The 12,880-nt window shown below is 68.1% G+C and carries 10 protein-coding genes; 2 read left to right on the top strand and 8 right to left on the bottom strand.

Annotated elements, in window-relative coordinates; translation table 11 throughout:
* Positions 1-59 precede the first annotated feature (59 nt).
* Positions 60-932, bottom strand: coding sequence for an NAD(P)-dependent oxidoreductase (locus ACSSV8_RS02120; RefSeq protein ID WP_454281361.1), 873 nt, complete (start codon positions 930-932; stop codon positions 60-62).
* Positions 933-1,024: 92 nt separating this feature from the next.
* On the opposite strand from ACSSV8_RS02120, the gene ACSSV8_RS02115 reads away from it, so the two are divergent.
* Positions 1,025-3,499, top strand: a complete 2,475-nt coding sequence (locus ACSSV8_RS02115) for a penicillin acylase family protein (RefSeq protein WP_454281360.1) — start codon at positions 1,025-1,027, stop codon at positions 3,497-3,499.
* 52 nt (positions 3,500-3,551) lie between these two features.
* Here ACSSV8_RS02115 and ACSSV8_RS02110 read toward each other — a convergent pair whose 3' ends face one another.
* From ACSSV8_RS02110 to ACSSV8_RS02080, 7 genes are all read right to left on the bottom strand, one after another.
* Positions 3,552-4,340, bottom strand: coding sequence for an FAD binding domain-containing protein (locus ACSSV8_RS02110; protein ID WP_354536992.1), 789 nt, complete (start codon positions 4,338-4,340; stop codon positions 3,552-3,554).
* A 102-nt stretch (positions 4,341-4,442) separates the two neighbouring features.
* On the bottom strand, positions 4,443-6,806 hold the full coding sequence (locus tag ACSSV8_RS02105) for a xanthine dehydrogenase family protein molybdopterin-binding subunit (protein WP_454281359.1): 2,364 nt from the start codon (positions 6,804-6,806) through the stop codon (positions 4,443-4,445).
* Positions 6,807-6,924: 118 nt separating this feature from the next.
* Positions 6,925-7,410: a (2Fe-2S)-binding protein gene (locus ACSSV8_RS02100; protein ID WP_454281358.1), complete on the bottom strand. Its 486-nt coding sequence runs from the start codon at positions 7,408-7,410 to the stop codon at positions 6,925-6,927.
* 109 nt (positions 7,411-7,519) lie between these two features.
* Positions 7,520-8,512: a molybdopterin-binding protein gene (locus ACSSV8_RS02095; protein WP_454281357.1), complete on the bottom strand. Its 993-nt coding sequence runs from the start codon at positions 8,510-8,512 to the stop codon at positions 7,520-7,522.
* On the bottom strand, positions 8,509-9,471 hold the full coding sequence (locus ACSSV8_RS02090) for an XdhC family protein (protein WP_454281356.1): 963 nt from the start codon (positions 9,469-9,471) through the stop codon (positions 8,509-8,511). The genes ACSSV8_RS02095 and ACSSV8_RS02090 overlap by 4 nt, the downstream gene beginning before the upstream one ends.
* On the bottom strand, positions 9,471-10,733 hold the full coding sequence (locus ACSSV8_RS02085; protein ID WP_454281355.1) for a vWA domain-containing protein: 1,263 nt from the start codon (positions 10,731-10,733) through the stop codon (positions 9,471-9,473). The genes ACSSV8_RS02090 and ACSSV8_RS02085 overlap by 1 nt, the downstream gene beginning before the upstream one ends.
* Positions 10,734-10,797: 64 nt before the next feature.
* Complete coding sequence (locus ACSSV8_RS02080) at positions 10,798-11,706, bottom strand: AAA family ATPase (RefSeq protein WP_454281354.1); 909 nt, start codon at positions 11,704-11,706, stop codon at positions 10,798-10,800.
* A 201-nt stretch (positions 11,707-11,907) separates the two neighbouring features.
* Here ACSSV8_RS02080 and ACSSV8_RS02075 point away from each other — a divergent pair, with 201 nt between their 5' ends.
* Complete coding sequence (locus ACSSV8_RS02075; RefSeq protein WP_354536984.1) at positions 11,908-12,849, top strand: phosphoadenosine phosphosulfate reductase; 942 nt, start codon at positions 11,908-11,910, stop codon at positions 12,847-12,849.
* Positions 12,850-12,880 lie beyond the last annotated feature (31 nt).

Raw genomic sequence — 12,880 nt, 5'->3', positions numbered from 1 at the left:
TCGGACTTGAGTATTTCAAGAACGGTGAAGGGGCAGGCGCGGCCCTGCCCCCGGCCCGGTCAGCCCAACTTGCGCAGGCGCGCCAGCAGGCTCGAGGTATCCCAGCGCCCGCCGCCCATCTTCTGCACATCCTTGTAGAACTGATCCACCAGCGCGGTGACCGGAAGGCTTGCGCCCACCTCGTCGGCGGTATCAAGGCAGATACCCAGGTCCTTGCGCATCCAGTCCACCGCGAAACCGTGGGTCCAGTGATCGTCGAGCATGGTCTGGTAGCGGTTCGACATCTGCCACGAACCGGCCGCGCCCTGGCTGATCACCTCGACCACCGCGCGCCCGTCAAGCCCGGCCTTCTCGGCGAAATGCAGCGCCTCGGAAAGGCCCTGCACCAGCCCGGCAATGGCGATCTGGTTGGCCATCTTGGTCATCTGGCCCGCGCCGCTCTCGCCCAGGCGGCGGCATAGCTTGGCATAGGTGGTGATCACAGGCTCGGCGGCGGCATACTGCGCCGCATCGCCGCCGCACATGATCGACAGCTGCCCGTTCTCGGCCCCCGCCTGCCCGCCCGAGACCGGCGCATCGACAAAACCGAGACCGGCCGCCCCGGCCGCCTCATACATCTCGCGCGTCACCTTGGCCGAGACCGTGGTGTGATCGACAAAGACGGCGCCCTTGCCCATCCCCGCGAAGGCCCCGTCCGCGCCGAGGCAGACGCTGCGCAGATCGTCGTCATTGCCGACGCAGGCCATCACGAAGGCCGCCCCCTCGGCCGCCTCGCGCGGGGTCGGCGCGTGCCGCCCGCCATGCTGGGCCGCCCATTTTTCCGCCTTGGCCGCCGTGCGGTTGAAGACACAGACATCGTGCCCCGCCGCCTGCAGATGGCCCGCCATCGGATAGCCCATCACCCCCAGACCCAGAAATGCCAGTTTCGCCATGTCATCTTCCTCCTGTCGCGTTACCGTTGTCTCGGGCCGGATTTCTGACTATCCCCGTCGGGGATGCAAGCAGAAACTCCGAAAGGCCCCTCATGCCGGTGATCCTCAAATGGCTGATGCGTATCGCGGGCGGGCTTGTCGTTCTGGCGGTGATCGCGGTGGGCGTGCTCTACCTTCTGCTGGCGCGCTCGCTGCCCGATTACGACAAGCAGATCGCCGTGACGGGCCTTGCCGCGCCGGTGGAAATCGTGCGCGACAATGCCAATGTGCCGCATATTTTCGGGCAGAGCGACGCCGATACCTTCTTCGGGCTGGGCTATGCCCATGCGCAGGATCGGCTGTGGCAGATGATGATGATGCGCCGCACCGTTCAGGGGCGGCTTTCGGAGGTGTTCGGCGCGCGCACGGTCAGGATCGACACGACGCTCCGCCGGTTTGATCTCTACACCCTGGCGCGGGCCTCGGTGGCGGCGCAGGATGCCGAGACGCTGGCCGCGCTCAAGGCCTATTCCGACGGGGTCAACGCGCGCCTCACCGAGATCAACCGCGAGGCGCTGGGGCGTGGCGCGCCCGAGCAGTTCCTTTTCAACGCGCCGATCGCGCCCTGGCAACCGGCGGATTCGATCGCCCTGATCAAGTTGATGGCGGTGCAATTGTCGGGACATCTCAGCCGCGAGGTGCTGCACGCGCGCGCGGCCCTCGCGCTCGAGGATCCGGCGCGGCTCGAGGATATCGTGCCGCTGGCACCGGGGGGCGGGATTGCGGCGCTGCCAGATTATGCCAGCCTCTTTCCGGGTCTCGAACCGGCGCGCGCGCCGCAGATGGCCGAGGCGGACCCGCTCTCGCCCTTCCCCCGACCCGCCTTTGCGGGTGCGTCCAATGCCTGGGCTGCGGCCCTGTCGCGATCGGCCACCGGCGGCACGCTTCTGGCCAACGATCCGCATCTGGGCTTTTCCGCCCCCGCGATCTGGTATCTGGCGCGACTGGAGCTTGAGACGGGCGGCGTGATCGGCGGCACCATCCCCGGCATCCCCGCGATTCTCACGGGGCGCAGCGCGCGGCTCGGCTGGGGCCTCACCTCGTCTTATCTCGATGACCAGGACGTGTTCATCGAAGAGGTGAACCCCGACAACCCGGATGAATACCGCACCCCCGACGGCTGGAAACCCTTCCGCACGGCGCGCTCGATCGTCGAGGTGAAGGGGGCCGATCCGGTCACGCTGACGCTGCGCTGGACCGATAACGGCCCGGTCCTGCCCGGCAGCCACTACGATCTTGCCGAGGTGACACCGCCGGGCCATGTCGCCGCCGTTGCGTGGACCGCGCTTTCGGACCGCGACACCACGATGACCGCCGGGATGCGCCTGATGCGCGCGCGGTCCGTGTCCGAGGCGCTGGAGAGCACCACGCTACACATTGCCCCCTCGCAGAACCTGACGCTGGCCGATGAGCGCGGCATCGCACTCAAGCTCATCGGCGCCATGCCCCGCCGCGATGCCCGCCACGAAAGCCGGGGCCGGATGCCCAGCCGGGGCTGGGTGAGCGAGAACCGCTGGCAAGGGATACTGCCCGACAGCGCCAATCCCGTCTTTGTCGATCCCTCGGGCGGCATCCTCGGCAACACCAACAACAAGATCGTGGATCGCCCCTTTCCGATGCATGTGAGCCATCACTGGGGCGATACGCAGCGCATCCACCGCTGGCGCCGCCTCATGCAGGGGCGCGAGGTGCATACCCGCGACAGCTTCATCGAGGCGCAGCTCGATACCGTCAGCTTTACCGCGCGCTCGCTCCTGCCGCTCATCGGCGCGGACCTGTGGTTCACCGGCGAGGCGGCCCCGGAGGGCACGCAAGAGCGCCTCCGCCAGCGCGCGCTTGGCCTGCTCGCCGACTGGAACGGCGAGATGAACGAACACCTGCCCGAGCCGCTGATCTATGCCGCCTGGATGCGCGCGCTGATGGACCGGCTCACCCGCGACGATCTCGGGCCGCTCTCGCGCGAATTCGACCACCCCGACCCGGTTTTCATCGAGCGCGTCTTCCGCGACGTGAACGGCGCGGCCGCCTGGTGCGACGTGCGGCAATCGGCGGCTGTCGAGACATGCACGGACATCGCGCGGCTGGCGCTCGATGATGCGCTGATCTGGATATCGGAGCGCTACGGGCGCGCCCTCGAAAGCCTGCGCTGGGGCGACGCGCATCAGGCCACCCATGACCACCAGGTGCTGGGCGAGGTCCCGCTCTTGCGCTATTTCGTCAATATCCGCCAGTCCACCTCGGGCGGCGACAACACGCTTCTGCGCGGGCGCACCCGGGGCGGTGACGGGCCGGACCCGTTCCAGAACGTCCATGGCGCAGGCTATCGCGGCGTTTATGACTTCGCCGATCCCGACAGCAGCGTCTTCGTCACCTCCACCGGGCAATCGGGCCATTTCCTCAGCCGCCATTACGACGACATGTCCCGCCTGTGGCGACGGGGGGAATATATTCCGATGTCGCTTGACCAGGACCTTGCGCGCGCGGCCCCCGTGGGGATCACCGTGCTGATGCCGGAGGGACAGGAATAGAAAGGGCCGCGCCTCTGCCAAGGCGCGGCCCCGGTTTGAAATCTGCCCGGGCTCAGTGCGCCGCCGCCACCGCGCGCCGCGTCATCACGCCCACCAGATGCGCGCGATACGCGCCCGACCCGTGCAGGTCCGCGATCATGCCATCCCCCGAGAGGCTCAGCCCGTCGAGGGCACCGGGCGTGAAGCTGCGCGACAGCGCCGCCTCGGCCTCGGACCAGCGGAACACACCCTCCTCCGAGGCCCCCGTGACCGCCACGCGCACGCCATCGGCATATTTCACCACGAACACGCCCACGAGGGCAAAGCGCGAGGCGGGTTGCTCGAACTTCTGATAGCTCGCCACCTCCGGCACCGGAAAGCGCACCTCGGTGATGATCTCGCCATCCGCAAGCGTGGTGGTGAACATCCCCTCAAAGAAGTCGTCCGCCGCGATCTGCCGGTTGGTGGTCACCACCACCGCCCCCGATGCCAGCACCGCCGCCGGGTAGCAGGCCGACGGGTCGTTGTTGGCGAGGCTCCCGCCGATGGTGCCGCGATTGCGCACCGCGGGATCGCCGATATTGCCCGCCAGTGCCGCCAGCGCCGGATAGGCACCCGCCCCCGCCGCCACATCGGCATGGGTCGTGCCCCCCCCGATGCAGAGCGCGCCATCGTCGGCGGTGCAGATGCCCTTGATCTCGGCCACGCCCGACAGCGCCACCAGCCGCGCCGGTGACGCCAGTCGCTGCTTCAGCGCCGGGATCAGGGTCTGCCCGCCCCCCAGCGCCTGCGCCTCCTCGGCCCCCAGCGCCGTCACGGCATCGGCCAGGGACGTCGGCCGGTCAATCTCGAATGCATACATCTCTCTCTCCTCCCATGGGCCAGAGCGCCTCATCGCCGCTTCTTCTGGCCGGAAATATCCCGGGGGGCCGAGGGGCTGGCCCCCCGGCCCTTCCCTCACGCCTCAGCCCTGCATCGCCGCCCAGACGCGCGAGGGCGTCAGCGGCATGTCGATATGGGTGATATCCCTGCCCGCCGATCGCAGCGCATCCACCACCGCGTTGACCACCGCAGGCGGGCTGCCGATGGCCCCCGCCTCGCCACAGCCTTTTACCCCCAGCGGGTTGTGGGTGCAGGGCGTCTGGCAGGAATGATCGACCGCAAAGAACGGCAGATCGTCGGCGCGCGGCATGGCGTAATCCATGTAGCTGCCGGTCAGAAGCTGCCCCTGCTCGTCATAGGCGCAGGCCTCGAGCAGCGCCTGCCCGATCCCCTGCCCGATCCCGCCATGGACCTGGCCCGAAACGATCATCGGGTTGACCACATTGCCGAAATCATCCGCCGCCGAGAACCGCTCTATGGTGACGCGGCCCGTATCGGGATCGACCTCCACCTCGCAGGCATAGGCCCCGGCAGGATAGGTGAAGTTCGACGGGTCGTAAAACGCCGTCTCCTCCAGCCCCGGCTCGAGATCCGCCAGCGGGTAGTTGTGCGGCACGTAAGCGGCAAGCGTGACATCGCCCCAGGCCACGGATTTGTCCGTGCCCGCGACGCTGAACCGGCCATCCTTCAGCTCGATATCGCCCTCGGCGGCCTCCATCAGATGCGCCGCGATCTTGCGCGCCTTGTTGATGATCTTCTCGGTCGCGCGCACCATGGCGGACCCCCCCACCGCAAGGCTGCGAGAGCCATAGGTGCCCATGCCCATCGGCGAATTGGCGGTGTCGCCATGCACGATCTCGACCTGATCGGCGTCGATTCCGATCATCTCGGAAATCACCTGGGCAAAACTCGTCTCGTGCCCCTGCCCGTGGCTGTGGCTGCCGGTCATGACGGTGATCCCGCCGGTGGCGTTGACGCGCACCGTGGCACTCTCGTAGAGGCCCGCACGCGCGCCCAACTGCCCGACAAGGTTCGACGGCGCGATGCCGCAGGCCTCGATATAACAGTTGACGCCAAGCCCGCGCAGACGGCCCTTGGCCTCGCTCTCCTTGCGCCGCGCGGCAAAGCCCTTGAGATCGGCAATCTCCTCGAGCTTGTCCATCGTGGCGTTGTAATCGCCGGTGTCGTATTCCACCGCGACCGGCGTGGCATAGGGAAACTCGGTGATGAAGTTCTGGCGGCGCAGCGCGATCGGATCGACGCCCAATTCGCGCGCCGCCTTGTCAATCACGCGCTCAAGCTGATAGGTCGCCTCGGGCCGCCCCGCGCCGCGATAGGCATCGACCGGCACGGTATTGGTGAACACCGCCTTGACGTTCACATAGATATGCGGCGTCTTGTAGTTCCCGGCCATCAGCGTGCCATGCAGCCATGTCGGGATCGACGGCGCGAAGGTCGACAGATACGCGCCCATATTCGCATAAGTCTCGGTGCGGATGGCGGTAAAGTTGTTGTCCTTGTCGAGCGCCAGTTCGATCTTCGTCACATGGTCGCGGCCATGGGCGTCGGACATGAACGCCTCCGACCGGCTCGAGGTCCACTTGACCGGGCGGTTCAATGCCTTGGCCGCGAAAGTGCAGAAGGCCTCCTCGGCATAGTGGTAGATCTTGGAGCCGAACCCCCCGCCCACATCGGGGGCCACCACGCGCAGCTTGTGCTCGGGGATGCCCAGAACGAAGGCCCCCATCAGCAGCCGGATGACATGCGGGTTCTGGCTGGTGGTGTAAAGCGTGTGATCGCCGGTCGAGCGGTTGTAATCGCCCACCGCCACACGCGGCTCCATCGGATTGGCGACAAGGCGGTTGTTGACCAGCTCCAGCGTGGTGACATGCGCGGCGTTCTGGAACGCCTCGTCCACCGCGCCCTTGTTCTCCTCCACGAACCCCCAGTCATAGCAGAGGTTCGAGGTCAGATCGTCATGCACCTTGGTCGCGCCGTCCTTGAGCGCGGCCATCATGTCCACCACGGCAGGCAATTCCTCGATATCGAGCACGATGGCCTCGGCGGCGTCGCGCGCCTGTTCGCGCGTCTCGGCCACCACGGCGGCGATGGGATCGCCCACATGGCGCACCTTGCCATGGGCCAGCACCGGATGCTTCGGTTCCTGCATCACCTCGCCGAACCGGTCCGTCACCTGCCAGCCGCAGGGCAGCCCGCCCAGGTCGGCAAAGTCCGCGCCGGTGAAGATGCGCAGCACACCGGGCATCGCCTCGGCAGCAGCGGTATCGACCGATGTCAGCCGCCCATGCGCCACATCCGAGCGCAGGAAATGCACATAGGCCTGCCCGCGCAGGTTGATGTCATCGGTATAATGGCCGTTGCCGGTCAGAAACCGCACGTCCTCGCGCCGCTTGGTGCTGGCGCCTATGCCTCCGTCTTTCGGCATGTCTCATCCTCCCTGTATGATCCGGGGCTTCCCCCGTCAGAACCTGCCGCGCTTCATCTTGCCCGAAATATCCCGGGGGAGCGCCGCAGGCGCGGGGGCAGCGCCCCCATTGCATCGCCTATTCCGCCGCGATCCGGCTCACGTCCTGACCGGACGCCGCCAAAATCGCCTTGACGATGTTGTGATAGCCCGTGCAGCGGCAGATATTGCCTTCGAGATAGTCCCGCACCTCGGCCTCCGTGGGCGTCGGGTTCTCGGCCAGAAGGGCTGCCGCCGACATCACCATCCCCGGCGTGCAAAAGCCGCATTGCAGCCCGTGATGCTCGCGGAACGCGGCCTGAATCGGGTGCAGCGTGCCATCGGGTTCGGCCATCCCCTCGATGGTCCTGATCTCGGCCCCGTCGGCTTCGGCGGCGAACATGGTGCAGGCCTTGACGGCGCGTCCGTCCACATGCACCACGCAGGCCCCGCATTGGCTGGTATCGCAGCCCACATGCGTGCCCGTCAGGTTCAGGGTATCTCTCAGAAAATCGACAAGAAGCGTGCGGCCCTCGATCTGGCCCTTCGCTGGCTTGCCGTTCACGGTCATGGTGACCTCTGGCATCGGCTCCTCCCTAATTTTCGTGACTTGAACCGGAGGGTAGCGCACCCGTCCCGGCTGTCACCCGCGACTAAAGCATGGGATCGGCGTTCTGAGAACCCCGTTCTTTGCCTCAGCCGCGCGGGGCGCGCCGGGGCTGCGGGCGTGTGGGGATCTCCTTGAGAAGCCCCCCCACCCCCATGCCTGCGATCTCGGCCGCGCCGCAGGGCAGCCCGCAGGCCACCCGCGCCAGCACCCAGTCGGCCCCGTGCAGCACCGGGCTGCGGGCACTGCCCGGCAGACCGATCACCGGCTTGCCCATGAACTCGCCCAGAAAGAGCAGGTTGCCCGGATCGACCGGCATCCCGAAGCGGATGAGCCGTCCGCCCGCAAGGCAAAGCGCGGCAGGCGCGGTATCGCGCGAATCGGATGTGGCCGAGGCGGTGAGGATAAGCACGATCTCGCCCCGCGCCGCCGCGATGGCCCGCGCGAGCGGCGCCTCGTCATGCGCCACCACCACCGTCTCGATCAGGTCCATGTCCAGCGCCGCGATCCGCGCCCCCACGGCCTCGGCCCCCTTCGCCGCCGGTGCCCCCGCCGTCTCGGTCAGAATGAGGCTCGCCGTGGCATGGCGCGGGGCCGCCACCCGCAGCGCGCCGCGCGCCGCGTCGGCCGCGCGGGCCACAAGCGCGCCCGCCACGCCATAGGCGATGATCTTGACCGTGGCCGCCATGCCGCCCGCGCGGATCTGGTGAAAGGGCGCGACCGTGGCCACCGTGATCATCGGATCGACCGCGTTGGCCGCGTGGATGGCATCGGTGTCGAGCGTAACCACGCCCGCGCGCGCCGCGATGACATTGACCCTGCCGGTGAACGGCGCCGACAGCGTCAGCCCTTCGGCGCCTTGGACCAGCGCGCGCGCCAGCACCTCGGCGGCGGCGTCCTCGTGCAGGTCGCCCGGATCGAGCCGCGCCACCGTGACCTCGGCATGGCCCGCCGCGCGCAGCGCCGCGATAGCCTCGGCCCCCAGCACGACACCCTTGCGCAACCGCCCCGCCTCCACCCGCTCGGAATGGGCGAGGATCGCGCCCAGGGCCTCCTCGAGCGGCACCGGGCCGAACCTCATCCGCCGCGCCTCAGCACCCGCGTCATCTCGGCGAGGATGCTGACCGCGATCTCCGCAGGTCCCGCCGCCCCGATATCAAGCCCGATGGGCCCGTGAATCCGCGCGATCTCGGCCTCGGAAAACCCCGCCTCATGCAGCCGCGCCACCCGATTGGCATGGGTGCGCGTCGAGCCGAGCGCGCCGATATAGAACACGTCCGAGCGCAAACCCGCCATCAGCGCCGGATCGTCAAGCTTGGGATCATGCGTCAGCAGAACAAGGCCCGTGCGCCCGTCCAACCCCAGCGCCGCCACCGCCTCGTCGGGCCAGTCCGCAATGAGCCGCGTGCCGGGAAAGCGCGCCGGGCTGGCAAAGCTCTCGCGCGGGTCGATCACCACCGGATCATAGCCCAGGGTCCGCGCCATCGGCACCAGGGCTTGCGCGATATGCACCGCGCCGACGACGATCAGGCGCAAAGGCGGGTTATGGATGGCGACAAACGTCTCGCCATCCTCCAGCAACCCCGAGCGATCCATGCGAAAGCGGTCTTCATGACCCGCCCGCTCCAGCCTGCGTCCCGCCGGCCCGGTGACATAGGCCACGGCCTCGCGCGCCGCCCGCGCCGCCACCAGATCGGCCAGGAGCGCCTCGGGCAGGACGCTGCCCACCGGCTCCACCAGCACCCGTATCGTGCCGCCACAGGCAAGCCCCACGGCAAAGGCATCGCCGTCCGAGACGCCGTATTCCAGCATCACCGGCCTGCCCGCCGCCATGGCATCGAGCGCCTCGACCACCACCGCGCCCTCGACACAGCCGCCCGAGACCGAACCGGCGATCTCGCCCGCGCCGGAAATCGCCAACTGACTGCCCACACGGCGCGGCGCGCTGCCCCATGTCTCGACCACGGTGGCCAGCGCCGCGCCCTTGCCCGCCCGGTGCCAGGCCAGCGCCGTCTCGGGTATGTCGTCGAACCGGTCCATCATCCCCCCATCGCGGCCATCAGCCGCGCCTTCTCGCCGCCATCCTCGCCGCGCGAGAGCGCCTCGGCAAGCGCCTCGAGCGTGGCGATGGAATGGCCCGCGCGGAAGGCGTCCACATGCGGCAGCATCGCGCGGATGCCTGCCGCCTTGGGGGCGAACCCCTCCCACCGCAGAAGCGGGTTGAGCCAGATGAGCCGCCGCGCCGAGAGATGCAGCCGCTCCATCTCATGGGCTAACTGCCCCGCCTCCTCGCGGTCAAGACCGTCGGTGATCAAGAGCACCACCGCGCCCGCGCCCATCACCCGGCGCGACCAGTCGCGGTTGAAGGCATGCAGCGAGGCCCCGATGCGCGTGCCACCCTCCCAGTCCTGCGCCTCACGCCCCGCCGCCGCCAGCGCCGCATCCACGTCGCGCGTGGCCAGATGCCGGGTGATGTTCGTGAGCCGCGTGCCGAAGGTGAAGGCATGGACCTTCGACCAGCCCGCCCCCTTGTGATTGGCAACGGCATGAAGAAAATGCAAAACCATTCGGCTGTATTGGCTCATGGAGCCGGAAATATCGCAAAGCACCACCAGGTTGGGCCAGCGCTCGCGCGGGGCCTTGCGGTGCAGGCGGCGCATCTCTCCGCCCCGCCGCAGCGCCGCGCGGATCGTGGCGCGCGCATCGAGACGACGCCCGTGCGGATCGGCAATGCCGCGCCGCGACGGCAGCGGGCGCACCGGCAGGGTGAGGCGCGCCAGCATCCGCTTGGCCTCTGCCATCTCGGCATTGGACATCTGCTCGAAATCAAGCCGCCGAAGACGCTCCTCGCGCGACATGGTGGCGGTGGCGTCGATCTCGATCACCACCTCCTCGCCCGGCGCGTCCTCGCCCGTCTCGGGCGGGGCGCGGTCCACGCCGTCCAGCAGCGCCTCGGCCGCGCGTTTCTCGGCGGGGGCGGCGGCGCGCTCCTCCTGCACGCCGCGAATGGCGGGCAGCATCATCGCCATCATATGCTCCATATAGCGCGGGTCGCGCCAGTAGAGCCGAAAGATCTGCGCGAAAACAACCATATGCTCGGGCCGCGTCACAAGGCAGGCGCGCAGGGTATAGAAGAAATCCGCGCGGCTCGTGAAGCCCACGGCGGCCACCGCGCGCACCGCATCGATCACCCGACCGGGGCCAACGGGCAGGCCCGCCGCCCTGAGCGCGCGCGCGAAATGGGTGATGTTATGGGTGAGCTTGGGATCGTCCGGCAATCCGAGCGTCGGGAATTCGGTCATGGCGCGCCACGGGGGGCTGTCTGCCCCCCGCACCCCCCGAGGAATTTTGCGGCCAGAAGAAACATCACGCGGGATCGAGCGTGGCGCGCGCCTCGTCCAGAAGCCGCTTGGCCTCCGACCCCTGCAACCGCGCGATGTCGTCCTGATATTTCAGCACCGCGCCAAGCGTATCGGCGATCACCTCGGGCGAGAGCGCGACCACGTCGAGCGCCAGCAGGCATTTGGCCCAGTCGATCGTCTCGGCCACACCGGGTTTCTTGAAGAGGTCCTCGGTGCGCAGGCGCTGGACGAAGGCCACCACCTCGCGGCTGAGGCGCTCGGAGGCCTCCGGCGCGCGGGCGCGCAGGATCTCGATCTCGCGGGTGAAATCGGGATAATCGACCCAATGATAGAGGCAGCGGCGCTTGAGCGCATCATGCACCTCGCGGGTGCGGTTCGAGGTCAGGATGACGATGGGCGGCTCGGGGGCGATGATCGTGCCAAGCTCGGGGATCGTCACCTGATAGTCGCTGAGCGCCTCCAGAAGAAACGCCTCGAACGGCTCGTCGGTGCGGTCGATCTCGTCGATGAGCAGCACCGGCGCGCCGCCGGGTTGCGGGCGCATGGCCCGAAGAAGCGGGCGCTCGATCAGAAATTCTTCGGTGAAGAGTTCGTTCCTGAGATGGGTGCGATCCACCCCGCCCGCCGCCTCGGCGGTGCGGATGGCGATCATCTGCTCGGCAAAGTTCCATTCATAGACGGCCGTGGCCGCATCGAGCCCCTCGTAGCATTGCAGGCGGATGAGGCGGCGGCCGAGGGCAAGGCTGAGCGCCTTGGCAATCTCGGTCTTGCCGGTGCCCGCCTCGCCCTCCAGAAAGAGCGGGCGGCCAAGCGTCAACGCCAGATACGTCACCGTGCCGAGCGCGCGCCCGCAGACATAGCCTTGCGCGCCCAGCATCTCCTGCACGCCGTCGATGGATGTGGGTTTGTGCACCTCGGTCCGCCTCTGTCCTGTTGCCCCGCACAGGACTGCATGGCGGGGGCGTGCGGGTCAAGGGCGCGCGCTTGCCACCTTGGTCGCAAATGCCCCTGCTTTCTCCAAAGTTTCGCCCCATTCGACCGGCAGTTTGAGCCGCAAGCACGGGCACAGACCCGCAGAGGCAGCACGGCACACGGCACGAAGGGCGACGAGCGGATGCAGGACAGCAGCGACATTTTCGAGGCCGATCTTTCCGGTCTGGACTGGCAGGACTGGCTCGGGCGGGCCGGGGAGCTTGCCGGCGAGGCGGGCTATTGCCAGCCGCTGGGTGAGCGGCACGCCGCCCTGCTGATCGAGCGCAAGCCGGTGTTGCTGGTGAGTTTCGAGAATTTCGAGCGCCTCGAAGTGACCTCGGACCTCGGTCAGCCGCTTGGCTGGACGATGATGGAGGCGCTTGGCTGGTCACATCTGTGCCTTCTGAGCGAGGGCGAGACATGGTTTCGCGACGCCCGTGTCTATGGCTATTTCGACCGGCTCGTCGACGACGGGTTCTTTGACGGCTACGACGAGGTGATCTTTTACGGCGCGGGTGCCTGCGGCTATGCGGCGGCGGCGTTTTCGGTGGCAGCACCGGGGGCGCGGGTGCTGATGCTGCGCCCGCAGGCGACGCTTGATCCGCGCGTGACCGAATGGGACGACCGCTATGTGACCATGCGGCGGACCTCCTTCACCGACCGGTACGGCTATGCGCCCGACATGCTCGACGCCGCCGCGAATGCGGTGCTGCTCTACGACCCCGAGGTGGAGCTTGACGCGATGCATTCGGCGCTTTTCAACCGCGCCAACGTCTTGCGGTTCCGCACGCGCCACATGGGCTATGACATCGAGGAGCGGCTGGCGCGCATGGGGATGATCGCGCGCCTGCTGGCACAGTTGAGTGCGGGCAAGCTGTCGGAACTGAGCCTTGCGCGGCTGTGGCGGGGGCGGCGCGAGGATACGCCCTATCTGTTCAACCTGCTGCGCCGCCTCATGACCGATCAGCGCGACCACCTTACCGTGATGCATTGTCGCAACGCGCTCACCCGGCGGGTGGGCGGACCGCGGTTCCGCAAGGCGATGCACCTCGCCGAGGCCCGCCTGCAAGGTGCCGGGGGCTAGGTCGGGCGGGACAGCGGGGCGTTTGTCAGGC

Source organism: Roseovarius sp. MBR-79 (assembly GCF_053628555.1).
The sequence above is the reverse complement of the archived record's forward strand: the minus strand, read 5'-3'. Positions and strand labels throughout refer to the sequence as shown.